The sequence below is a fragment of the Streptomyces sp. NPDC048182 genome (genome assembly GCF_043202555.1).
GTDB lineage: Bacteria > Actinomycetota > Actinomycetes > Streptomycetales > Streptomycetaceae > Streptomyces.
On sequence record NZ_JBIDAQ010000009.1, the window covers coordinates 29,893 to 52,487 of the forward strand.

General features: G+C 72.9%; 17 protein-coding genes. 2 read left to right on the top strand and 15 right to left on the bottom strand.

The window, feature by feature from the left end:
* Positions 1-21 precede the first annotated feature (21 nt).
* From ACGFZL_RS18835 to ACGFZL_RS18880, 10 genes are all read right to left on the bottom strand, one after another.
* On the bottom strand, positions 22-1,722 hold the full coding sequence (locus ACGFZL_RS18835) for a proline--tRNA ligase (RefSeq protein ID WP_393693007.1): 1,701 nt from the start codon (positions 1,720-1,722) through the stop codon (positions 22-24).
* Positions 1,723-1,771: 49 nt separating this feature from the next.
* The gene (locus tag ACGFZL_RS18840) at positions 1,772-2,326 is read right to left on the bottom strand and encodes a GNAT family N-acetyltransferase (protein WP_393693009.1); all 555 of its coding nucleotides are present in this window, start codon (positions 2,324-2,326) and stop codon (positions 1,772-1,774) included.
* A 291-nt stretch (positions 2,327-2,617) separates the two neighbouring features.
* Positions 2,618-3,466 (bottom strand): GNAT family N-acetyltransferase, encoded by an 849-nt coding sequence (locus ACGFZL_RS18845; protein WP_355176595.1) that lies wholly within the window; start codon positions 3,464-3,466, stop codon positions 2,618-2,620.
* Between the two features lie 80 nt (positions 3,467-3,546).
* Positions 3,547-4,704 carry a flavodoxin-dependent (E)-4-hydroxy-3-methylbut-2-enyl-diphosphate synthase gene (ispG, locus tag ACGFZL_RS18850; RefSeq protein WP_393693012.1) on the bottom strand — a complete coding sequence of 386 codons (1,158 nt, stop codon included), beginning with the start codon at positions 4,702-4,704 and terminating at the stop codon, positions 3,547-3,549.
* Between the two features lie 139 nt (positions 4,705-4,843).
* Positions 4,844-6,136: a site-2 protease family protein gene (locus tag ACGFZL_RS18855; RefSeq protein WP_355175339.1), complete on the bottom strand. Its 1,293-nt coding sequence runs from the start codon at positions 6,134-6,136 to the stop codon at positions 4,844-4,846.
* Between the two features lie 8 nt (positions 6,137-6,144).
* Positions 6,145-7,401 (bottom strand): 1-deoxy-D-xylulose-5-phosphate reductoisomerase, encoded by a 1,257-nt coding sequence (dxr, locus tag ACGFZL_RS18860; protein ID WP_355175142.1) that lies wholly within the window; start codon positions 7,399-7,401, stop codon positions 6,145-6,147.
* A 98-nt stretch (positions 7,402-7,499) separates the two neighbouring features.
* Positions 7,500-9,458 carry an acyl-CoA dehydrogenase family protein gene (locus tag ACGFZL_RS18865; RefSeq protein ID WP_393693015.1) on the bottom strand — a complete coding sequence of 653 codons (1,959 nt, stop codon included), beginning with the start codon at positions 9,456-9,458 and terminating at the stop codon, positions 7,500-7,502.
* 190 nt (positions 9,459-9,648) lie between these two features.
* A complete protein-coding gene (locus ACGFZL_RS18870) occupies positions 9,649-11,094 on the bottom strand; it encodes an aldehyde dehydrogenase family protein (RefSeq protein ID WP_355175146.1) in 1,446 nt (481 codons plus the stop codon).
* Between the two features lie 136 nt (positions 11,095-11,230).
* The gene (locus ACGFZL_RS18875) at positions 11,231-12,826 is read right to left on the bottom strand and encodes a PucR family transcriptional regulator (RefSeq protein WP_393693017.1); all 1,596 of its coding nucleotides are present in this window, start codon (positions 12,824-12,826) and stop codon (positions 11,231-11,233) included.
* A gap of 128 nt (positions 12,827-12,954) precedes the next feature.
* Positions 12,955-15,093 (bottom strand): ATP-binding protein, encoded by a 2,139-nt coding sequence (locus ACGFZL_RS18880; RefSeq protein ID WP_393693019.1) that lies wholly within the window; start codon positions 15,091-15,093, stop codon positions 12,955-12,957.
* Positions 15,094-15,354: 261 nt separating this feature from the next.
* Here ACGFZL_RS18880 and gabT point away from each other — a divergent pair, with 261 nt between their 5' ends.
* Both gabT and ACGFZL_RS18890 read left to right on the top strand, forming a co-directional pair.
* Positions 15,355-16,689, top strand: a complete 1,335-nt coding sequence (gene gabT / locus ACGFZL_RS18885; RefSeq protein WP_393693021.1) for a 4-aminobutyrate--2-oxoglutarate transaminase — start codon at positions 15,355-15,357, stop codon at positions 16,687-16,689.
* A 256-nt stretch (positions 16,690-16,945) separates the two neighbouring features.
* Positions 16,946-17,539, top strand: a complete 594-nt coding sequence (locus ACGFZL_RS18890; protein ID WP_393693023.1) for a phosphatase PAP2 family protein — start codon at positions 16,946-16,948, stop codon at positions 17,537-17,539.
* A gap of 149 nt (positions 17,540-17,688) precedes the next feature.
* On the opposite strand, the gene ACGFZL_RS18895 is transcribed toward ACGFZL_RS18890, so the two are convergent.
* The 5 genes from ACGFZL_RS18895 to ACGFZL_RS18915 all read right to left on the bottom strand — a co-directional run bounded on the left by ACGFZL_RS18895 (position 17,689) and on the right by ACGFZL_RS18915 (position 22,590).
* A complete protein-coding gene (locus tag ACGFZL_RS18895) occupies positions 17,689-18,147 on the bottom strand; it encodes a hypothetical protein (protein ID WP_393693025.1) in 459 nt (152 codons plus the stop codon).
* Between the two features lie 95 nt (positions 18,148-18,242).
* On the bottom strand, positions 18,243-19,670 hold the full coding sequence (locus tag ACGFZL_RS18900) for an NAD(P)/FAD-dependent oxidoreductase (RefSeq protein ID WP_393693027.1): 1,428 nt from the start codon (positions 19,668-19,670) through the stop codon (positions 18,243-18,245).
* 27 nt (positions 19,671-19,697) lie between these two features.
* Positions 19,698-20,498: an ABC transporter permease gene (locus ACGFZL_RS18905; protein ID WP_355175160.1), complete on the bottom strand. Its 801-nt coding sequence runs from the start codon at positions 20,496-20,498 to the stop codon at positions 19,698-19,700.
* The gene (locus ACGFZL_RS18910) at positions 20,498-21,427 is read right to left on the bottom strand and encodes an ABC transporter permease (protein WP_393693030.1); all 930 of its coding nucleotides are present in this window, start codon (positions 21,425-21,427) and stop codon (positions 20,498-20,500) included. Before ACGFZL_RS18910 ends, ACGFZL_RS18905 begins: the two co-directional genes overlap by 1 nt.
* Entirely contained in the window at positions 21,427-22,590 is a 1,164-nt protein-coding gene (locus tag ACGFZL_RS18915) for an ABC transporter ATP-binding protein (protein WP_393693333.1), read from the bottom strand. The genes ACGFZL_RS18910 and ACGFZL_RS18915 overlap by 1 nt, the downstream gene beginning before the upstream one ends.
* Positions 22,591-22,595: the final 5 nt, after the last annotated feature.

Sequence of the window (22,595 nt, forward strand, 5' to 3'; positions counted from 1 at the left end):
GGGGCCTCTCTCGGTGTCGGGTCAGGCCGTCAGGCGGGCCAGGGCCTCCTCGACCGTCACTTCCTCGCGCTCGCCGGTGCGGCGGTCCTTCAGCTCGACCACGCCCTCGGCGGAGCGGCGGCCCGCGACCAGGATCTGCGGCACGCCGATCAGCTCGGCGTCGGTGAACTTCACGCCCGGGGAGACGCCGGCCCGGTCGTCCACCAGGACGCGGACGCCGGCCGCGGCCAGCTTCTCCGAGAGGTCGAGGGCCAGCTCGGTCTGGAGGGCCTTGCCGGCGGCGACCACGTGGACGTCGGCGGGGGCGACCTCCTTCGGCCACACCAGGCCCTTGTCGTCGGCGTGCTGCTCGGCGAGGGCGGCCACCGCGCGGGAGACGCCGATGCCGTAGGAGCCCATGGTGACGCGGGCCGGCTTGCCGTTCTGGCCGAGGACGTCCAGCTTGAGGGCGTCGGTGTACTTGCGGCCCAGCTGGAAGATGTGGCCGATCTCGATGGCGCGGTCCAGCTTGAGGCCGGTGCCGCACTTCGGGCAGGGGTCGCCCTCCTCGACGACGGCGACGTCGACGTACGCGTCCACCTCGAAGTCGCGGCCGGCGACCACGTTCTTCGCGTGCGTGTGCTCCTTGTTGGCGCCGGTGATCCACGCGGTGCCGGGGGCGACGCGGGGGTCGGCGATGTACGTCACCTTGTCCAGGCCCTGCGGGCCGACGTAGCCGCGGACCAGGTCGGGGCGGCCGGTGAAGTCCTCGGCGGTGACCAGCTCGACGGCGGCCGGGGCGAAGTGCGCCTCGACCTTGTCCATGTCGACCTCGCGGTCCCCGGGGACGCCGACCGCGACGATCTCGCCGTCCACCTTCACGAGGAGGTTCTTCAGGGTGGCCGAGGCCGGGACGCCCAGGGAGGCGGCCAGCGTCTCGATGGTCGGGGTGTCGGGGGTCGGGATCTCCTCGGCGGCGGGCGCGTCGGTGGCGTCGACCGGCTTCAGGGGGTACGTCGTCGCCTCGGTGTTGGCGGCGAAGTCGCAGTTCGGGCAGTCCGCGAAGGTGTCCTCGCCGGCGCCGGCCGGGGCGAGGAACTCCTCCGAGCGGGAGCCGCCCATCGCGCCGGCGGTGGCGGCGCAGATGCGGTAGTCGAGGCCGAGGCGCTCGAAGACGCGCTGGTAGGCGGCGCGGTGCAGGGCGTAGGACTCGGCGAGGCCCTCGTCGGCGACGTCGAAGGAGTACGAGTCCTTCATCAGGAACTCGCGGCCGCGCAGGATGCCGGCGCGGGGGCGGGCCTCGTCGCGGTACTTGTGCTGGATCTGGTAGAGGATGACCGGCAGGTCCTTGTAGGAGGACGCCTGGTCCTTCACCAGGAGGGTGAAGATCTCCTCGTGGGTCGGGCCGAGCAGGTAGTCGCCGCCCTTGCGGTCCTGGAGGCGGAACAGCTCCGGGCCGTACTCCTCCCAGCGGCCGGTCGCCTCGTACGGCTCGCGCGGCAGCAGGGCGGGGAGCAGGACCTCCTGGGCGCCGATGGCGTCCATCTCCTCGCGGACGATGCGCTCGATGTTGCCGAGGACCCTGCGGCCGAGCGGCAGCCAGCTCCACAGGCCGGCGGCGGTGCGGCGCACGTACCCGGCGCGGACCAGCAGCTTGTGGCTGAGGACCTCGGCGTCCGCCGGGTCGTCGCGCAGCGTCTTCGCCATCAACTGGGACATGCGCTGGACCGGTGCGTTGGCCATGGTTCTCGTGTCTCCTGCGGCGTGCTGCGTGAGGGTGATGGCTAGGAGGTTAGCCGGGGGGTCGGGCGCGGCGGAAATCCTTAAGGGGGAGGGGGGCGCCCATGACGGCGTAGGGGCGCGGGGCGCTCGGGAACAGCACGCGGCGGGCGAGGTCCTGGTAGCCGAGGGAGCGGTAGAGGGCGCGGGCGGGGCTCTCGATGTCGATCGCGGAGAGGATGGAGCGGGGCTCGGTGGCGGTCTCGGTGATCGTGGTGATCAGCGTGCGGCCGGCGCCCTGGTGCTGGTGGTCGGGGTGGACGTGCAGCTCCGTGATGACGAAGGAGTCGTCCAGCCAGGCGTCGTTGTCCTGGGCGCGGAGGTAGGGCTCTACGACGGTGGACCACCAGTGGGTGCGGTCGTTGGGCATGCCGTAGACGAAGCCGGCCAGTTCGCCGGTCGGCAGGGTGGCGCCGAGGGCGCGCGCGCCTGGGTGGGTCATGTGCCGGAGCACGATCTGGCGGCGTACGGCGACCTCGTCGGCCCCGAGCCCGAACGCGGCCGCCTGCACGGCCAGGGCCTCGTCCACGTGGGCGGAGAGGTCCAGGGGGCCGATCTCGAGATCCATGCGCTGGAGCCTAGTCGTTGTCGGTGCCGGGCGAGCGGGGGGTTGCGCGTACACCCCGGCCGCGGGTACGCCGTGGCCGCCGGCCGCCGCTGCGGGCAGTCGTGCCGCTGGGGCGGCACGGGTGGGCGCTGGGGGTCCCCCCTGCTCGAAGAGCTTGGGGGAGGCACCCCGCAGCGCCGGGCTGCGCCACGCCCCCCGAAGTGCCGGGTTGCGCAACGATGCCGGGTGCGGGTGCGTCGTGGCTGGTCGCGCAGTTCCCCGCGCCCCTAAGGGCATACAGTCACGTCGGCGTCAGAACAGGACGCTCATGAAGGTGCCCGTCTCCCGGAAGCCCACGCGGTGGTACGTGCGGCGGGCCAGGGTGTTGAAGTCGTTGACGTAGAGGCTGACGACGGGGGCGACGTCCGCGAGGGCGTAGCGGAGGACCGCTGCCATGCCGGGGGCGGCGAGACCGCGGCCCCGGTGTTCCGGCGCCACCCACACGCCCTGGACCTGGCACGCCCGGTCCGTCGCCGCCCCGATCTCCGCCTTGAAGATGACCTTGCCCTCGGGGTCGAAGCGGGCGAAGGAGCGCCCGGAGCCGACGAGTTCGGCCACCCGGGCCTGGTAGAGCAGGCCGCCGTCCCCGGCCAGCGGGGACACCCCCACCTCCTCCGTGAACATCGCCACGCACGCCGGCATCACCCGCTCCAGCTCGTCCTTGCGGACGCGCCGGACGTACGGGTCCGGCTCGACGTCGGCGGGCATCCGGTCGGTGACCATCAGCGGCTGCCGGCCGCGGACCTCGCGGGCCGGCCCCCAGCCGGGTTCGAGGAGCCGCCACAGCTGGGCCGTGGGGTCGGCCGGGCCGACGATGGAGGAGCAGCGCCGCCCCGCCCGCCGCGCGCGGTCCGCGAAGGCGCGCACGGCGCGCGGAGTGGCGCAGATCGGGACGAGGTTGGCACCGGCGTAGCAGAGCGACGTCAGCATGCCGTCCTCGTACCAGCCCCACATCTCGCCGCCGAGCCGCCACGGGTCGAGGCCGGCGATCTGCACCCGGGCCGTCACGAAGGCGTTGGCGACCGGCTCGCGGTCGAGGACGGCGAGCGCGGCGCCCACATCGCTCGGTTCGAGCACGCGGGAGGTGGTCTGCGTCAACACGTGCGGGGCCTCACCCTAAGATCTGCTGATCTCCGCACTGTACCTGCCAGAAACCTGGCCCGCCGCCCCCCGGGAAGGGGTCAGCCCGCGACCGCCACCGAGGGCTCGCCGGAGGCGACGCCGTCGGCCTCCATCTGCTCGGCGAGCTTCATGGCCTCGTCGATGAGGGTCTCGACGATCTTCGACTCCGGGACCGTCTTGATGACCTCGCCCTTGACGAAGATCTGGCCCTTGCCGTTGCCGGAGGCGACGCCGAGGTCGGCCTCGCGGGCCTCGCCGGGGCCGTTGACGACGCAGCCCATCACCGCGACCCGCAGCGGCACCTCCATGCCCGTCAGGCCCGCCGTGACCTCCTCGGCCAGCTTGTACACATCCACCTGGGCACGGCCGCAGGACGGGCAGGAGACGATCTCCAGACCCCGCTGGCGCAGGTTCAGCGACTCCAGGATCTGGATGCCGACCTTCACCTCCTCCACCGGCGGCGCCGACAGGGACACCCGGATCGTGTCGCCGATGCCCTGCGAGAGCAGCGCGCCGAAGGCGACGGCCGACTTGATCGTGCCCTGGAACGCCGGGCCCGCCTCCGTCACGCCGAGGTGGAGGGGGTAGTCGCACTGGGCGGCCAGCTGGCGGTAGGCCTCCACCATCACGACCGGGTCGTTGTGCTTCACCGAGATCTTGATGTCCCGGAAGTCGTGCTCCTCGAAGAGCGACGCCTCCCACAGCGCCGACTCCGCCAGGGCCTCGGGGGTGGCCTTGCCGTACTTCTGGAGCAGCCTGCGGTCCAGGGAGCCCGCGTTCACGCCGATCCGGATCGGCGTGCCGTGGTCCTTCGCCGCCTTCGCGATCTCCCTGACCTTGTCGTCGAACTGCTTGATGTTGCCCGGGTTCACCCGCACCGCCGCACAGCCCGCCTCGATCGCCGCGAACACGTACTTCGGCTGGAAGTGGATGTCCGCGATCACCGGGATCTGCGACTTCTTCGCGATCACCGCGAGGGCGTCCGCGTCGTCCTGCGTCGGGCACGCCACCCGCACGATCTGGCAGCCCGACGCCGTCAGCTCCGCGATCTGCTGGAGCGTCGCGCCGATGTCCGAGGTCCGCGTCGTCGTCATCGACTGCACCGACACCGGGGCGTCACCGCCCACCGCCACCGCCCCGACCTGGATCTGCCGGCTCTTCCGGCGCTCGGCGAGCCTGGTCGGAACGGACGGCATGCCGAGAGAAATCGCAGTCATCTGCTGTGCAACCCCAAGTCGTGGATCAGATCCGGCCCCGTTCAGCGGCGGGCTCCGGGGTTCGAGATTACGGCACGGACATGAACGCGGGACATCCGGCGTTCGGCGGTTCCCTCCTTCGGTCGCCGCCGACGCGTCCTCAGGTGATCTTCACCGGGTTCACCACGTCCGCCACCAGGACGAGCAGCGTGAAGCAGACGAAGACGCCCGCCACCACGTACGCCACCGGCATCAGCTTCGCCACGTCGAACGGGCCGGGGTCCGGGCGGCGCAGCACCCGGGCGAAGGCGCGGCGCAGCGACTCCCAGAGGGCGCCCGCGATGTGGCCGCCGTCCAGGGGCAGCAGCGGGAGCATGTTGAACAGGAACAGGGAGAGGTTGAAGCCGGCGATCAGCATGACGAACATGGCCAGCTGCTGGGTGGGCGGTATGTCCAGGGTGGTGATCTCGCCGCCGACCCGGGCGGCGCCGACCACGCCCATCGGGGAGTCGGGCTCGCGGGGGCCGTCGCCGAAGGCGGCGTCCCACAGGGCGGGGATCTTGCCGGGCAGGGCGGCGAGGGAGTCGACCGCGTCGCCGATGCGGTCGCCCATCCAGGTCACCGACTCGCCGAAGTCCTGCTTGACCACGCCGGTGGCGGCGCCGAAGCCGAGGAAGCCGGCGCTGACGTACTGGCCCTGGACGATCTGGCCGTGGGAGTCCTTCTTGGCGACCTGGTTGGTGGCGATCTTCGCATGCAGGGTGACCTGGCCGCCGTCGCGCTGGACGACGATCGGCACCTCGGCGCCGGGCTTGGCGCGGATCAGGTCGGAGAGGCGGTCCCAGTCGTCGGTGCGGACGCCGTCGAAGGAGAGGATCTTGTCGCCCGCCTTGAGGCCGGCCGCCGCGGCCGGGGAGGGGGCGTCGCCCTTGCGGCAGTCGTCGCGGTTCTCGCTCTGCGAGATGACGCACTTGGAGACCGAGCTGACGGTGGTGGTCTGCTGGGCGATGCCGAAGCCCATCAGGACGGTGAGGAAGAGCGCCACCGCCAGGATCAGGTTCATGAAGGGGCCGGCGAACATGACGATGACGCGCTTCCAGGGCTTGCGCGTGTAGAAGAGGCGCTTGTCGTCGCCGGGCTGGAGCTCCTCGAAGGCCGCCGAGCGGGCGTCCTCGATCATGCCGCGCCAGGGCGAGGTGGAGCGGGCCTCCAGGCGGCCGTCGGGGCCGGGCGGGAACATGCCGATCATGCGGATGTAGCCGCCGAACGGGATGGCCTTGACGCCGTACTCCGTCTCGCCCTTCTTGCGCGAGAAGATCGTCGGTCCGAAGCCGACCATGTACTGCGGCACGCGGATGCCGAAGAGTTTGGCCGTGGAGAGGTGGCCCAGCTCGTGCCAGGCGATGGAGATGAGCAGGCCGACCGCGAAGACGACTATGCCGAGGATGAACATCAGGGTCGTCATGCACGGGCCTCCGCCGTCTGTGCCGCCAGGTGCCGGGCCCGGGCGCGGGCCCAGGTCTCCGCTTCGAGGACGTCCGGGACGGTGAGGGAAGTTCCCGCCGTCGGCGTGCCGTGTTCCTCGACCACCCGACTGACGGTCTCCATGATGCCCAGGTACGGCAGCCGGCCGGCGCGGAACGCCTCGACGCACTCCTCGTTGGCGGCGTTGAACACCGCCGGGGCGGTGCCGCCGAGCTGCCCGACGTGCCGGGCGAGGGCGACGGCGGGGAACGCCTCGTTGTCCAGCGGGAAGAACTCCCAGGTGGAGGCGGTGCTCCAGTCGAAGGCGGGGGCGGCGTCCGGGACGCGCTCCGGCCAGCCGAGGCCGACGGCGATGGGACCGGCCATGTCGGGGGGCGTGCACTGGGCCAGGGTGGAGCCGTCGGTGAACTCGACCATCGAGTGGACGTACGACTGGGGGTGGACGACGACCTCGATGCGGTCGAAGGGGATGTCGTAGAGGAGGTGCGCCTCGATGACCTCCAGGCCCTTGTTGACGAGCGTCGCGGAGTTGATCGTGATCACCGGGCCCATCGCCCAGGTGGGGTGGGCGAGGGCGTCCTCGACGGTGACGCCGGCCAGCTGCTCGCGGGTGCGGCCGCGGAAGGGGCCGCCGGACGCGGTGACGACCAGCTTGCGCACGTCGGCGCGGGTGCCGGCTGCGAGGGCCTGGAAGAGGGCGGCGTGCTCGGAGTCGACCGGGATGATCTGCCCCGGCTTGGCGAGCGCCTTGACCAGCGGGCCGCCCACGATGAGCGATTCCTTGTTGGCGAGCGCGAGGGTGCGGCCCGCCTCCAGGGCGGCGAGGGTCGGGGCGAGGCCGATGGAGCCGGTGATGCCGTTGAGGACGGTGTGGCAGTCGGAGGCGGCGGCCTGGGAGGCCGCGTCGGGGCCGGCCAGGATCTCGGGCAGCTCCTCCCCCGCGCCGTACTGCCCGGCCAGCGCCTCGCGCAGCGCCGGGACGACGTCCTCGCGGGCGACGGCGACGGTGCGCACCCGCAGCCGGTACGCCTGCTCGGCGAGGAGGGCGACCCGGCCGCCGTTGGCGGACAGGGCGGTGACCCGGAAGCGGTCCGGGTGGCGCAGGACGAGGTCGATGGCCTGGGTGCCGACCGAGCCGGTGGAGCCGAGGATCACCACGTCCTTCGGACCGTCACCCGCGACCGGGTCGTGGACGAGGTGCGGGTCGGCGAGGGGTGCTGGGCTGTCGCTCATCCCCCCATTGTCGCCACAACCGCGGTCCGGCCGGACAGGGCGTCCCGTACCAGGGTGTCGCCGCACCTCCCGGGGTACGGCGGGAGGTGCGGCCGGGGTCATCGGACGGGCCGGCGGACGTTCTCCCGCTCGGACGGACCGGGTGTCGCGTCGGCGATCCAGGGGCCCTCGCCCGAGGGGTCGACGACGCCCTCCTCCAGCCAGGTGTAGACGCCGCCCAGGACGCCGTGGACGACCTTGCGGTCGAGGTCGTCGGTGTTGGTCCACAGGCGCGCGAACAGCTCGTCCACCCGGATGCGGGCCTGCCGGCAGAAGGCGTCGGCGAGCTGGTACGCCTCGCGGCCGTGGTCGCCGGCGCCGCGCAGGTGCTCGGCGCGGACGCAGGCGGCGCTCATCGCGAACAGCTCCGCGCCGATGTCCACGATCCGGCCGAGGAAGCCCTGCTTGGTCTCCATGCGGCCCTGCCAGCGGGACATGGCGTAGAAGGTGGAGCGGGCGAGCTTGCGGGCGGCGCGCTCGGCGTAGCGCAGGTGGCCGGAGAGGTCGGTGTGCCCGGCGGGGTGGAACTCGGCGAAGGAGCCGGGGAGTTGGCCGGGTCCCGCGACCAGCTTGGGCAGCCACTTGGCGTAGAAGACGCCCGCCTGGGCGCCCGCCTTCGCCTTGTCGGCCAGGGTCTTGTCGGGGTCGATGAGGTCGCCTGCGACGGAGAGGTGGGCGTCGACGGCCTCGCGTGCGATCAGCAGGTGCATGATCTCGGTGGAGCCCTCGAAGATGCGGTTGATGCGCAGGTCGCGCAGCATCTGCTCGGCCGGCACGGCGCGTTCGCCGCGGGCCGCGAGGGAGGCCGCCGTCTCGAAGCCGCGTCCGCCGCGGATCTGGACCAGTTCGTCGGCCATCAGGCAGGCCATCTCCGAGCCGTAGAGCTTGGCGAGGGCGGCCTCGATGCGGATGTCGTTGCGGTCCTCGTCGGCCAGCTGGGAGGAGAGGTCCACCACCGCCTCCAGGGCGAAGGTGGTGGCCGCGATGAAGGCGATCTTCGAGCCGACCGCCTCGTGCAGCGCGACCGGCTTGCCCCACTGCTCGCGGGCCGCCGACCACTCCCGGGCGATCTTCAGGCACCACTTGCCGGCGCCGACGCACATCGCGGGCAGCGAGAGGCGGCCGGTGTTGAGGGTGGTCAGGGCGATCTTGAGGCCGGCGCCCTCGGGGCCGATGCGGTTGGCGGCGGGTACGCGCACCCGGTGGAAGCGGGTGACGCCGTTCTCCAGGCCGCGCAGGCCCATGAAGGCGTTGCGGTGCTCCACCGTGACGCCCTCGGAGGCGGCCTCCACGACGAAGGCGGTGATGCCGCCCTTGTGGCCCTCCGACTTCGGCACCCGGGCCATCACCACCAGCAGGTCGGCGACGACGCCGTTGGTGGTCCACAGCTTCACGCCGTCCAGCACGTAGTCGTCGCCGTCCGGGACGGCGGTGGTGGCGAGGCGGGCCGGGTCGGAGCCGACGTCCGGCTCGGTGAGCAGGAAGGCGGAGATGTCGGTGCGGGCGCAGCGCGGCAGGAAGGTGTCCTTCTGCTCCTGGGTGCCGAACATCTTCAGCGGCTGCGGTACGCCGATCGACTGGTGCGCGGAGAGCAGCGCGCCGATCGCGGGGCTGGCGGAGCCGACCAGGGCGAGGGCCTTGTTGTAGTAGACCTGGGTGAGGCCGAGACCGCCGTACTTCGTCTCGATCTTCATCCCGAAGGCGCCCAGCTCCTTCAGGCCGGTGACCACGTCGTCGGGGATCTGCGCGTCCCGCTCGATCACCGCCGCGTCGATCTTCGTCTCGCAGAAGTCGCGCAGCTTGGTGAGGAACTCCTCGCCGCGCCGGGCGTCATCGGCGGCGGGCAGCGGGTGGGGGTGGACCAGGTCGAGGCGGAGCCGGCCGAGGAACAGTTCCTTGGCGAAGCTGGGCTTGCGCCAGTCCTGCTCCCGGGCGGCCTCCGCGACCTGCCGGGCCTCGCGTTCGGTGACGGTGGACCGGGCGGAGGGTGTGGAGGACGGTGTGGTTGGTGCGGACATGGGGCACCTCGCCGAGCGATCGGGGTCACGGTTGCGTGCAAGGGCTACGTGTTACCTGTAGGTGCTACTCGATCGTATGTACCCGATCCGCGACCGCCCCGCCACCCGTCGTACCCGCCGCTGCGGGGAAACGCACCGGCGGCCTGAGCCCCCGCACAGTGGGCTCAGGCCGCCGGATCCTTCGGTGCGGTCAGAGGGCGAGGCCCGTCAGGACCAGCACCCGCTCGTAGGTGTAGTCGTCCATGGCGAACCGGACGCCCTCGCGGCCGACGCCGGACTGCTTGGCGCCGCCGTACGGCATCTGGTCGGCGCGGTAGGAGGGCACGTCGCCGACGATCACGCCGCCGACCTCCAGGGCGCGGTGGGCGCGGAATGCGGCCTGCACGTCGTGGGTGAACACGCCCGCCTGGAGGCCGTACTTGGAGGCGTTGACGGCGGCGAACGCCTCGTCCTCGCCGGTCACCTTCTGCACGCTGAGGACGGGTCCGAAGACCTCCTCGCAGGCCAGGGTGGTGTCGGCCGGCAGGTCGGTGAGGACGGTCGGCGCGTAGGAGGCGCCGTCGCGCTCGCCGCCGGTGAGCAGGGTGGCGCCCGCCTCGACGGCCTCCTTGACCCAGCGCTCGACGCGCTCGGCGGCGGCCTCGCTGACCAGCGGTCCCACGTCGGTCTTGTCGTCGTTCGGGTCGCCGGTGACCTGGGCCTCGACGGCGGCGACGACGCGCGGCAGCAGCCGGTCGTAGACGGCGGCGTCGGCGATCACGCGCTGGACGGAGATGCAGGACTGGCCGCCCTGGTAGTTGGAGAAGGTGGCGATGCGGGTCGCCGCCCAGTCCAGGTCGGCGTCGCTCGCCCAGTCGCCGAGGACGACGGCCGCGCCGTTGCCGCCCAGCTCCAGGGTGCAGTGCTTGCGCGGCACCGAGTCCATGATCGCGTAGCCGACGGTCTCGGAGCCGGTGAAGGAGATGACCGGCAGCCGCTCGTCCTGGACCAGGGCCGGCATGCGGTCGTTGGGCACCGGCAGCACGCTCCAGGACCCGGCGGGCAGCTCGGTCTCGGCGAGCAGCTCGCCCAGGATCAGCCCGGACAGCGGGGTGGCGGGGGCCGGCTTGAGGATGATCGGGGCGCCGGCGGCGATGGCCGGGGCGATCTTGTGCGCGCACAGGTTCAGCGGGAAGTTGAACGGCGCGATCCCGAGGACGACGCCCTTGGGGAAGCGGCGGGTCAGCGCGAGCCGGCCCTGGCCGCCGGCGTCGGTGTCCAGGCGCTGGGCCTCGCCGCCGTTGAAGCGCCTGGCCTCCTCGGCCGCGAAGCGGAAGACGGAGACGGCGCGGCCGACCTCGCCGCGCGCCCACTTGATCGGCTTGCCGTTCTCGGCGGAGATCAGCCGGGCGATCTCCTCGGTCCGCTCCACCAGGCGCTTGCCGACGTGGTCGAGGGCGGCGGCCCGTACGTGGGCGGGGGTGGCGGCGAACTCGTCGCGCACCGCGTACGCGGCGGCCACGGCCTCCTCGGTCTGGGCGTCGGTGGGCAGGCTCACCGTGCCGACCACGCGGCCGTCCCAGGGCGAGGTGACGTCGAAGCCGGCCTCGCCGGTGGCCTGGCGGCCGGCGAGCCAGAAGGCGTGGGTGGAAGTCATTGCGAGGTCCCGGCCCTTCCGCGTTGGGGGTGTCTGGAGGCGTGCTGGGACCACCGTAGGGGCCGGGCGGCGAGGGGTCGTTTGTCCGAGCCGTACGGAACGGCGGGCGGAGTGTGCCGGAATGGCATACGCCGGTTCAGCTGTCCGGAGCCGTCGCCTTCAGGGCCAGCCACAGCTCCATGCGGACGTCCGCGTCGTCCAGGGAGCGGCCGAGGATCTCCTCGACCCGGCGCATCCGGTAGCGCAGGGTGTGGCGGTGGACGCCGAGGTCGGCCGCCGCGGCGTCCCACTGGCCGTGCCGGGAGAGCCAGGCCCGCAGGGAGGCGACCAGGTCGCCGCGGCCGGTGGCGTCGTGCTCGCGCAGCGCCCGCAGCAGGCCGTCGGCGAAGGCGCGCACGGCGTCGTCGGCGAGCAGCGGCAGCACCGAGCCGGCCGCCAGCTGCTCGTGCTCCACGCAGACCCGGCCGCGCCGCCGGGCCACCGAGAGGGCCTGTTCGGCCTGCTTGTACGCGGCGGACGCGGCGATCGGCCCGGACGGCGCCGACAGCCCGACGGTCAGCCCCTCGCCGTCCCCGCCGCCGGTGTCGGCCGGGCCGCCCTCCAGCGCCGCCGCGTGCGCCAGGCAGGCGGCGACAGCCGCGCCGCCGTCGGTGGCCAGGACGACCAGGCGGTCGCCGTCGGGGACGGCCAGGACCGCCTCGCCGGCCCGGGCGGCCGCCGCCTCGACGACCTCGCCCAGGGTGCCGAGCGGGCCGGCGCCGCGCCCGGCCGGCGCCTCGGCGACGATCATCCGGAACGGGGCGTCGAGGAGCCCCCCGTACAGGTCACCGGCGACCGCGCGGGCGTGGTCGGGCTCGCCGGCCAGGAGCATGCGCAGGACGGCCGCGCCGAGGCGCTGCTCGGCGGCGTGCAGGGAGCGGGAGCGCTCGGTGGTGAGGGTGAGCAGGGCGACCGCCGAGTGGACCGCGTACCGCTCGGCGGTGCCGGGCGCCCCCGCGGTGCCGACGGCGAGCGCGGCGCGGGGGCGGCGGGTGGTGCCGATGGAGTGCAGCTCGACCCGGTCGGTGTCCCGGCCGCCGCCCTCGGGCTGCGCCGGCCCGCCGACCACGGCGGACGCCGGTGCGGGGCGTTCGCGCAGCCGCTCCACGTCGGCGGTCAGTCGGGCGGCCCGGCGCCCTGCCCACTCCGGCGCGGCGGCGACGACCGCGCCCGAGGCGTCGTAGAGCGCCGCCCACCCGTCGACCTGCGCGGCCAGCGCGGCCAGCACGCCCTCGGGGCCGTGGCTCAGCGCCTGCCGGGTCAGCTCGCGCTGGGCGGCGAACCCGGCGGTGACCGCCCGGTACTGGTCGGCGGCGATGGCTGCGGAGACGGCCTTGCTGATGGCGAGGAAGGGGGTGCGGCGCGGCACCTCCAGGAGCGGCAGCCCCTCGGCGCGGGCGGCGTCGACCAGGGCGTCGGGCACGGCCTCGTAGTTGACGCCGACCGCGAAGCCGAGCCCGACCACCCCGGCGCCGGCCAGCCGCTTGACGTACCGGTGCATCGCCTCGGGGTCCTCGGCGTCCAGCTTGAGGGCGGTGACCAGCAGCAGCTCCCCGCCCTCCATGTAGGGCACGGGGTCGGCCAGCTCGCTGACGTGCGCCCAGCGGACGGGCACGTCGAGGCGGTCCTCGCCCGCGCGCACGGTCAGCTTGAGCGCGGAGTGGTGGACGAGCGAGGCGAGCGTGGGTGGCATGGGCCCTTCAGAGCGGGGTTCGAGGCTGCTGCTTGTTACCCGCAGCTTGCGGTGATCTTTTGGCCGCCGCGTATGAACGGCCTGCCTCGATTCTGCCTCACCGTACGGTCCCCCGCCCCCGGCCCGGCTCAGCCCCGCAGGTCCACCAGGAGCGGCGGCGCGTGCTCCCCCGAGACCGAGGTCAGCGAGAGCACCGCGTGCCCGGCCGGCATCGCGTGCGCCAGCTCGGAGGCCGACCAGCGCTCCCGCTCGACCTGCCGGACGGTGACCGCCCGCGCGGTGGGCGCCTTGCCGGTGATCACCCGGCGCAGCATGTGCACGGCCTTGCCGGCCGGGGTCTCGGCGATGATCTGCCGGTCGGTGACGTCGCGGGCCTCGGTCCACTCCTTGCCCCACACCTCGGCGAAGTCCTGCCCGTCCCAGGGGGTCAGCCCGGCCAGCGCCATCCGGCAGCCGACGGCGCCGAGCAGCGGGCCGCGCAGGGGACGCGGCGCGTCGTCCAGGGTGCGCAGGGTGAGCACCGCGCCGGCGCCCGAGGAGCGCAGCCGCTGGATCGAGCGGACCGCCTCGGGGGTGACGACGCCGCTCGCGTCGTCGAGCACCAGGCAGGCGAAGAGCGACCGGTCCTCGCGCACCGCGACGCTGGCCGTGAACTGGGCGAGCACCAGGCGGGCCAGGATCCGCGAGGCGTCCGCGTGGCCGCGCTCGGGCAGGTCGATACGGACCCGCACCGGGTGGTCGAGGGCCTTGAGGGAGAAGGGCCGGGACTGCCCGGAGGTGTCGAAGAAGGCGGCGAAGGCGGGCCGGTCGAGCAGCGCCACCCGGTCGGCCAGCACCCCGGCGACGTCCCCGGGATGGCCGAGCTGCCGCTCGCGGGCGTCCAGTTCGCGCAGCAGGGAGGCGTGCCCGGCCGCCTCCAGGCCCCGGCGCAGCTCGGCCAGCGGCCCGGGCGCCCCGTCGAGCAGCTGCCGCAGCTCGGGTACGCCGGGGAAGCGGCCGTGCACCGCGCGGTACGGGCCGAGCAGCTGGGCGAGGACGGTGGTGGAGCGCCGGCTGTCGCTGCCCGGGTGCGGGTCGGCGAGGTCGCCGGCCAGGGCCTCGGCGAGGACGGCGGCGGCCTCGTCGGGGTCGGTGGTGCCGCCGTACAGGTCGAGGTCGTAGACGGAGTCGGGGTGGCCGATGCGGACGACGACGTCGTACGCCTCGGCGGGGCCGATGCCGGCGCCCGCCGCGCCGACCACCACGACGGCGGCGCGGCCGGCCAGCGCCTGGAGGCACAGGGCCTCGGTGAGCGGGCGGACCAGGCCGCCGGTCTTGCCGGAGCCGGCCGGGCCGACGGCGAGCAGCGAGGTGCCGAGCAGGTCGGGGCCGAGGGCGAGGCCGGTGCCGCGGTAGACGTAGGGGTTGCGGACGTCGTCGGCGGTGGTGCCGAGCCGCACCTGGTGGGTGAGCAGGTCGTGCCGGGCCTGCCGGGCGGGCAGGTCGCGGGTGCCGGAGGGGTGCGGACAGGCGGCGGCGCCGGCGTCCATGACGGCGCCGGTGAAGGTGGCGAGGCTGTGCCGGCCGTTGCGGACGCCCTGCCAGGCGCGGGCGATGCGGGCGTGGTCGACGTCCCGCATCATGCCGGTGCGCGCGTCGGCGGCGAGCCGGTCGGCGGCCTCGGCGGCACCGGCGGCGCGCAGGGCGGGCCAGGCGGCGGGGTCCTCCTCGGGGGCCGGGGGACGCACCGCCGGGGCGCTCTGCGGGCGCCAGGCGGGCGGGCCGTAGCGGCGCCAGATCTCACCCCAGCGGCCGAGGCGGCCGACGGCGACCATGATGACGGCGGCGGTCAGCGCGTAGTAGGCGTAGACGACCACGACCGCGCCGATGCTGTGCGGCTGGACCCAGGAGTCGGGGATCATCGCGTAGAGCGGGAGCAGCCACCAGCCGCCGAGGTAGCCGTTCCACAGCAGCGACCAGATCAGCCAGCCGATGAGGAAGGCGATCAGCGCCCCGCTCAGCAGCTGGCGGCCGGGGATCCGCTCGGGCTCCTCCGCCGGGCGCGGCCGATGCCCGAAGCGCCACACGCCGGGCAGCGCCTCGGGGCGCGGGGTGCGCAGCCAGGCCAGGAAGTCCGCGCCGTCCGGGAGGGGCGGGACGCCGGGCGCCCGGGCCGGGCGCGGGGGCGTCGAGGGGATCGCCGGAGGTCCCGCCGGGCGGGGTACGGGATGCGCGTGCGTGCCCCGCGCGTCGAGGTGCCCGTCACCGCGGTTCCCGTCGCTGTCCATCGCGTGTGCCCCCTGAGCAGCCGCTCCGTCCGCCATCAGCGAGCCAATCTAACGCCCCGTCGGGGGGAGTCCACCGCTTACGCGGCCGGGCCCGCGCGGACGTGTCCGTAATGCCCCGACCGCCGGCACCTGTCCACCACGGACAATGGGCGGCGCGGACAACGCCCACATGGAGCATGCCCACCCCGCGCGGGCGGTCCTAGCCTGCGAGAAAAGAACGCACAGAACGCACATGTCCGCATGACCCTCCAGGAGCCCCCCATGAGCGCACTTCCGCAGGAGCGCCGCGTCGTCACCGCCATCCCCGGACCCAAGTCGCAGGAGCTGCAGGCCCGCCGGACCGCCGTGGTCGCGCAGGGCGTGGGCTCCGTCCTGCCCGTCTTCACCACGCGCGCGGGCGGCGGCATCATCGAGGACGTCGACGGCAACCGCCTGATCGACTTCGGCTCCGGCATCGCCGTGACCTCCGTCGGCGCCTCCGCCGAGGCGGTCGTACGCCGGGCCTCCGCGCAGCTCGCCGACTTCACCCACACCTGTTTCATGGTCACGCCCTACGAGGGGTACGTGGCCGTCGCCGAGGCGCTCGCCGAGCTGACGCCGGGCGACCACGCCAAGAAGTCGGCGCTGTTCAACAGCGGTGCGGAGGCCGTCGAGAACGCCGTCAAGATCGCCCGCGCGTACACCAAGCGGCAGGCGGTCGTCGTCTTCGACCACGGCTACCACGGCCGGACCAACCTGACGATGGCGCTGACCGCGAAGAACATGCCGTACAAGCACGGCTTCGGTCCGTTCGCGCCCGAGGTCTACCGGGTGCCGGTGGCCTACGGCTACCGCTGGCCGACCGGTCCGGAGAACGCCGGCCCGGAGGCCGCCGCCCAGGCGATCGACCAGATCAGCAAGCAGGTCGGCGCGGAGAACGTGGCCGCGATCATCATCGAGCCGGTGCTCGGCGAGGGCGGCTTCATCGAGCCGGCCAAGGGCTTCCTGCCCGCGATCAGCAAGTTCGCCGAGGACAACGGCATCGTCTTCGTCGCCGACGAGATCCAGTCCGGCTTCTGCCGCACCGGCCAGTGGTTCGCCTGCGAGGACGAGGGCATCGTCCCGGACCTGATCACCACCGCCAAGGGCATCGCCGGCGGTCTGCCGCTGGCCGCCGTGACCGGCCGCGCCGAGATCATGGACGCCGCGCACTCCGGCGGCCTGGGCGGCACCTACGGCGGCAACCCGGTGGCCTGCGCGGGCGCGCTCGGCGCCATCGAGACGATGCGGGAGCTGGACCTCAACGGCAGGGCCAAGCGCATCGAGGAGGTCATGAAGGGCCGGCTCGCGGCGATGGCCGAGAAGTTCGACATCATCGGCGACGTCCGGGGTCGCGGCGCGATGATCGCCGTGGAGCTGGTCAAGGACCGCGCCACCAAGGAGCCCCACCCCGAGGCGACGGCCGCGTTGGCCAAGGCGTGCCACGCGGAGGGGCTGCTGGTGCTGACCTGCGGCACCTACGGCAACGTGCTGCGCTTCCTGCCGCCGCTGGTGATCGGCGAGGACCTGCTGAACGAGGGCCTCGACATCATCGAGCAGGGGTTCGCGCGGGTCTGACGTGTGAAGAAGGTGTGCGGGGTGGATGGCAGGACGCCGGTGGCCCTGTCCTCCGCCCCTCCCCTGCCGTAGCTTCTACGCAGCAGAGCCGAGGCTTCCCCGGCTTCGACCTGGTCGTGCTTCGCGCACACACTGACCGGACGGTCGTACGCCCCACACCCCCCGGGGTGCGCGGCTTCCGGTCGCGCTTCACCGAAGGGCCGACGCACTCCCCCCCTTGCGTCGGCCCTTCGGTGTGTTTGCGAAGCTGTGCGTCATGCCGCTGCTGCTCGGTCCCGTCCTCCTCCTCGCGCTCTTCGCGCTGATCACCTGGCAGGTCGTGGCCGGGGGGCCGCTGGTCGGGGCGGACGAACGGGTGAGCCGGGCGCTGGTCCATCCCGACCGGTTCTCGGAGCTGCTGTCCGACCTGGGCAACGCGGGGGTGGCGGTGCCGGTGCTGGTCCTTGTGCTGGCATACGTGGCCTGGCGGGGGCGGGGGTGGCGGGCGCCGCTGGTGGGTGCGCTGGCGATGGCGCTGGTGCCGGTCGTGGTCGTGCCGCTGAAGTCCTGGACGGAGCGCCCCGGCACGCCGGCGGTGCCGCCGGGCACGGGGTACTTCCCGTCGGGGCACACGGCCACGGCGCTGGTGGCCTACGGGGTGGCGGCGCTGCTGCTGCTCCCCCTGCTGCGTCGGCCGGCCGCCCGCCGGTGCGTAGTGACCGTCGCCGGCCTACTGATCCTCGCCGTCTCCTACGGGCTGGTCCGGCGCGGCTACCACTGGCCCCTGGACGTGCTGGCCAGCTGGTGCCTGGGCGCCCTCCTACTCCTCGGCGTCCAATGGGTGACCCGGCGTCATGGTCACCGACGTTGACGCAGCCCGGCGCAGCGGGGTGCCGCCGCGCCCACCCGTGCCGCCCCAGCGGCACGACTGCCCGCAGCTCGGGCGGGCGGGACTGCATGCCCTAGGGGCGCGGGGAACTGCGCGACCAGCCACGATGCACCCGCACCCGGGGACGGCGCTCAGCCATTCCACCCCTCCCCCGCCAAGCCGGCCGCAGCCTCGTGCATAGACAGCTCCAGCAGCGACGGGTCGGTCAACGTACCCGTGCCGTCCGGCGGGATCAGCCAGCGGATGCCGGACGGGGACGGTCGGCCCGGGTACGGGACCACGATCCACGTGCCCTCACCCGCCGTGCGGATACCCGTACCGAGCCAGCGGCCGGCCGTACCCGGCGGAACGAAGAACCCCGTGCGGGCGTCCCCGAAGTCGACCAGCACCGGCCCCGGCTGGTCCAGGACGCGGGAGAGCACGTCGAGGGTCGGATAGCCGAGCCGGCTCGGCAGGATCAGCACGTCCCAGGCCCGCCCCGCGGGCAGCAGCGCCACCCCGTGCGGATCGCGCTCCCACGCGCGCACGCACGCCCCGGGATCCGGTGCGACGGATGCCAGCCAGCGGACCGCCGTCTGCGCACCAGGCATGAAGAGACCTCCCTCTCGGTCGTGGACGCGGGGTGCGTCACGAGGGAGAGGGAGGTCACCCGGGCAGCATTACGCGGGTATCGACGCCTTCTTCACTAGCTGTCGAAGCCCAGCCCGACCCGGTCCATCGCCCGCAGCCACAGATTGCGCCGCCCGCCCCGCTCGTCCGCCCGGGCCAGCGACCATTTGGTGAGGGCGATCCCCGTCCAGGCGAACGGCTCGGGCGGGAACGGCAGCGGCTTCTTGCGCACCATCTCCAGCTCGGTCCGCTCCGTGCGCTCGCCGGAGAGCAGGTCCAGCATCACCTCGGCGCCGAACCGCGTCGCCCCCACGCCGAGGCCCGTGTACCCGGCGGCGTAGGAGACCCGCCCCTGGTGGGCCGTGCCGAAGAAGGCCGAGAAGCGGGAGCACGTGTCGATCGCGCCGCCCCACGCGTGGGAGAAGCGCAGGCCCTCCAGCTGCGGGAAGCAGGTGAAGAAGTGCCCGGCGAGCTTGGCGTAGGTCTCCGGCCGGTCGTCGTACTCGGCGCGCACCCGCCCGCCGTAGGGGTAGATCGCGTCGTAGCCGCCCCACAGGATCCGGTTGTCGGCGGACAGCCGGAAGTAGTGGAACTGGTTGGCCGAGTCGCCGAGCCCCTGCCGGTTCTGCCAGCCGATGGACGCCAGCTGCGCGGGACTGAGCGGCTCGGTCATCAGGGCGTAGTCGTACACCGGCACGGTGTAGGACCGGACCCGCTTGACCAGGTTGGGGAAGATGTTCGTGCCCAGGGCGACATGCCGCGCGCGAACCCGCCCGTACGGCGTGCGCACGGCCATGCCCGGCCCGCTGCGGACCAGGTCGACCGCCGGGGTGTGCTCGTACACCCGCACGCCCAGCGCGAGGCAGGCCCGCTTCAGGCCCCAGGCCAGCTTGGCCGGGTTGACCATGGCCACGCCCCGGCGGTCCCACAGGCCCGCCCGGAAGGTCGGTGAGTCGACCTGCGCGCGCACCGCGTCGCCGTCGAGCAGCTCGACGCCGTCGGCCAGGCCCCGGCGCTCCAGCTCCGCGTACCACTCGGCCAGCTCCTCGGCCTGGTACGGCTCGGTCGCCACGTCGATCTCGCCGGTGCGCTCGAACTCGCAGTCCAGGCCGTGCCGCTCGACGGCGGCCTCGATGGCGTCGAGGTTGCGCGCGCCCAGCTCCTCCAGCTTGGCGATCTCGTCCGGCCAGCGGGTCAGGCCGTTGGAGAGGCCGTGGGTGAGGGAGGCGGCGCAGAAGCCGCCGTTGCGGCCCGAGGCGGCCCAGCCGACCTCGCGGCCCTCCAGGAGGACGACGTCCCGCCCGGGGTCGCGCTCCTTGGCGATCAGCGCGGTCCACAGACCGCTGTAGCCGCCGCCGACGACCAGCAGGTCGCAGCTCTCGTCGCCGGTGAGGGCGGGCTCGGGGCGGGGGCGCTGGGGGTCGTCGAGCCAGTACGGGACGGGCTGGGCGTCGGAGAGGGATGTCGTCCAGTCGGCGACGCGGCTCATGGCGCTAGCGGCCATGATTTCAACTCCTTACGGGGCGTGAATTCACGCCTTGGTGCGGTTCCGGCGATTGCCGAGGGCCATGGAGGCCAGTACGAACAATACGGCGATGAGGAACATGGCCGTACCGATGACATTGATCTGAACGGGCGTTCCGCGCTGTGCCGAGCCCCAGACGAACATGGGGAAGGTCACGGTGGAGCCCGCGTTGAAATTGGTGATGATGAAATCGTCGAAGGAGAGCGCGAAGGCGAGCAGCGCGCCCGCGGCGATTCCGGGTGCCGCGATGGGCAGGGTGACCCGGTAGAAGGTCTGGAAGGGGCCGGCGTAGAGGTCCTGCGCGGCCTGCTCCAGTCTCGGGTCCATCGACATGACGCGCGCCTTGACGGCGGTCACGACGAAGCTCAGGCAGAACATGATGTGGGCGATGAGGATGGTCCAGAAGCCCAGCTGGGCGCCCATGTTCAGGAACAGGGTGAGCAGCGAGGCGGCCATCACCACCTCGGGCATCGCCATCGGCAGGAAGATCAGCGAGTTGACCGCGCCCCGGGCCCGGAAGCGGTAGCGGACCAGCGCGAAGGCGATCAGGGTGCCGAGGACGGTGGCGCCGAGGGTGGCCAGGACGGCGATCTGGAGGCTCAGCGAGAGCGAGCCGCACAGTCCCGCGACCCCGCAGGGGTCTTTCCAGGCGTCCGCCGAGAAGTGCTGCCACTCGTAATTGAAGCGGCCTTTCGGCTTGTTGAAGGAGAAGACCGTGACGATCACATTGGGCAGCAGCAGATAGGCCAGCGTGAGCAGGCCCGCAAGGACGACCAGATTGCGCTTGAACCAGGTGACGAAGGCCATCAGACCAGATCCTCCGTGCCGGACTTGCGGATGTAGACGGTGACCATGGCGAGAATGGCGGCCATCAGGATGAAGGAGAGCGCGGCGGCCGTCGGATAGTCCAGGACGCGCAGGAACTGCGACTGGATGACGTTGCCGATCATTCCGGTGTCGGCCGAGCCGAGCAGCGAGGCGTTGACGTAGTCGCCGGTGGCCGGGATGAAGGTCAGCAGGGTGCCGGAGACCACGCCGGGCATCGACAGCGGGAAGGTCACCTTGCGGAAGGTGGTCACGGGCCGGGCGTACAGGTCGCCGGCCGCCTCGTGCAGCCGCCCGTCGATCCGCTCCAGGGAGGTGTAGAGCGGCAGGATCATGAAGGGCAGGAAGTTGTAGGTCAGCCCGCACACCACCGCGAGCGGCGTGGCGAGGACGCGGTCGCCCGAGGTCCAGCCGAGCCAGCTCGTGACGTCCAGGACGTGCAGCGTGTTCAGGGCACCGACGACCGGGCCGCCGTCGGCCAGGATCGTCTTCCAGGCCAGGGTGCGGATCAGGAAGCTGGTGAAGAAGGGCGCGATCACCAGGATCATGATCAGGTTGCGCCAGCGGCCCGCCCGGAAGGCGATGAGGTAGGCGAGCGGGTAGCCGAGGACCAGGCAGAGCACGGTCGCCGCCGCCGCGTAGGCCACCGAGCGCAGGAACTGCGGCCAGTACGCGTCCAGCGCGTCCCAGTAGGTGGCGAGGTGCCAGGTGACCTTGTAGCCCTCCTCCAGGGAGCCCGTCTGCACGGAGGTGGAGGCCTGGTAGATCATCGGCAGCGCGAAGAAGACGACCAGCCAGAGGATGCCGGGCAGCAGCAGCCAGTACGGCGTGAACCGGCCCCGTTTGCGGCGCGGCTTCTGCTCGGGCGCGGCCGGGGAGAGCGGCGGCGGCGCCTCGGTGAGCGTGGCCATCAGGCGGCCTCGCCCTCGGCCAGGCCGGCGTCGATGGCCTGATCGGCGTCGAGCCCGAAGGTGTGCGCCGGGTTCCAGTGCAGGACGACCTCGGCGCCGGGCACCAGGCGGGAGTCCCGGTCGATGTTCTGGGCGTAGACCTCGAACTCGGGGCAGGCCGGGCAGTCCACGACGTACTGCGTGGAGACGCCGATGAAACTGGTGTGCGCGATGCGGCCGGTGACGCGGTTGCGGCCGTCCGGAATGGAGCCGGCGTCGTCGGCGTGGGTGAGGCCGATCTTCTCGGGGCGCACGCCGACCAGGACCTTGCCGCCGGCGGGGGTCGGCGCCGAACATCGGGTGCCGGGCAGCAGCAGCTTCTCACCGGCCGCCTTCACCACCACGTCGTCGCCGTCCACCGCGGCGACCTCGGCCTCGATCAGGTTGGAGCTGCCGAGGAAGTTGGCGACGAAGGTGGTGCGCGGGTTCTCGTACAGGTCGGCGGGGGCGCCGAGCTGCTCCACGCGGCCCGCGTTCATCACGGCGACCTGGTCGGCCATGGTCATGGCCTCCTCCTGGTCGTGCGTGACGTGCACGAAGGTGATGCCGACCTCGGTCTGGATGCGCTTGAGCTCCAGCTGCATCTGGCGGCGCAGCTTGAGGTCGAGGGCGCCGAGCGGCTCGTCCAGGAGCAGCACCTTGGGGTGGTTGATCAGCGCGCGGGCCACGGCGACGCGCTGCTGCTGGCCGCCGGAGAGCTGGTGCGGCTTCTTGCGGGCCTGCTCGCCGAGCTGGACCAGGTCGAGCATCTCGCCGACCTGCTTCTTCACGCTCTTGACGCCGCGCCGGCGCAGACCGAAGGCGACGTTCTCGAAGATGTCCAGATGCGGGAAGAGGGCGTAGGACTGGAACACCGTGTTGACCGGCCGCTTGTAGGGCGGCAGCGCGGTGACGTCCTGGTCGCCGAGGTGGACGGTGCCGCCGGTGGGCTCCTCCAGGCCGGCGATCATACGCAGGGTGGTGGTCTTGCCGCAGCCGGAGGCGCCGAGCAGGGCGAAGAAGGAGCCCTGCGGCACGGTCAGGTCGAGCGGGTGCACGGCGGTGAAGGAGCCGTAGGTCTTGGCTATGCCGGACAGGCGGACGTCGCCGCTGTGGTCCGTCGCCGCTGTCGTCGTGGTCTTCATCGTCG

What these genes read in the sequence shown, in the direction of transcription:
- ACGFZL_RS18835 (WP_393693007.1), bottom strand. Translation starts at nt 1,722, where the DNA reads ATGGCCAACGCACCGGTCCAGCGCATGTCCCAGTTGATGGCGAAGACG.
- ACGFZL_RS18840 (WP_393693009.1), bottom strand. Translation starts at nt 2,326, where the DNA reads ATGGATCTCGAGATCGGCCCCCTGGACCTCTCCGCCCACGTGGACGAG.
- ispG (WP_393693012.1), bottom strand. Translation starts at nt 4,704, where the DNA reads ATGACTGCGATTTCTCTCGGCATGCCGTCCGTTCCGACCAGGCTCGCC.
- ACGFZL_RS18855 (WP_355175339.1), bottom strand. Translation starts at nt 6,136, where the DNA reads ATGTTCATCCTCGGCATAGTCGTCTTCGCGGTCGGCCTGCTCATCTCC.
- dxr (WP_355175142.1), bottom strand. Translation starts at nt 7,401, where the DNA reads ATGAGCGACAGCCCAGCACCCCTCGCCGACCCGCACCTCGTCCACGAC.
- ACGFZL_RS18865 (WP_393693015.1), bottom strand. Translation starts at nt 9,458, where the DNA reads ATGTCCGCACCAACCACACCGTCCTCCACACCCTCCGCCCGGTCCACC.
- ACGFZL_RS18870 (WP_355175146.1), bottom strand. Translation starts at nt 11,094, where the DNA reads ATGACTTCCACCCACGCCTTCTGGCTCGCCGGCCGCCAGGCCACCGGC.
- ACGFZL_RS18875 (WP_393693017.1), bottom strand. Translation starts at nt 12,826, where the DNA reads ATGCCACCCACGCTCGCCTCGCTCGTCCACCACTCCGCGCTCAAGCTG.
- ACGFZL_RS18880 (WP_393693019.1), bottom strand. Translation starts at nt 15,093, where the DNA reads ATGGACAGCGACGGGAACCGCGGTGACGGGCACCTCGACGCGCGGGGC.
- gabT (WP_393693021.1), top strand. Translation starts at nt 15,355, where the DNA reads ATGAGCGCACTTCCGCAGGAGCGCCGCGTCGTCACCGCCATCCCCGGA.
- ACGFZL_RS18890 (WP_393693023.1), top strand. Translation starts at nt 16,946, where the DNA reads ATGCCGCTGCTGCTCGGTCCCGTCCTCCTCCTCGCGCTCTTCGCGCTG.
- ACGFZL_RS18895 (WP_393693025.1), bottom strand. Translation starts at nt 18,147, where the DNA reads ATGCCTGGTGCGCAGACGGCGGTCCGCTGGCTGGCATCCGTCGCACCG.
- ACGFZL_RS18900 (WP_393693027.1), bottom strand. Translation starts at nt 19,670, where the DNA reads ATGGCCGCTAGCGCCATGAGCCGCGTCGCCGACTGGACGACATCCCTC.
- ACGFZL_RS18905 (WP_355175160.1), bottom strand. Translation starts at nt 20,498, where the DNA reads ATGGCCTTCGTCACCTGGTTCAAGCGCAATCTGGTCGTCCTTGCGGGC.
- ACGFZL_RS18910 (WP_393693030.1), bottom strand. Translation starts at nt 21,427, where the DNA reads ATGGCCACGCTCACCGAGGCGCCGCCGCCGCTCTCCCCGGCCGCGCCC.
- ACGFZL_RS18915 (WP_393693333.1), bottom strand. Translation starts at nt 22,590, where the DNA reads ATGAAGACCACGACGACAGCGGCGACGGACCACAGCGGCGACGTCCGC.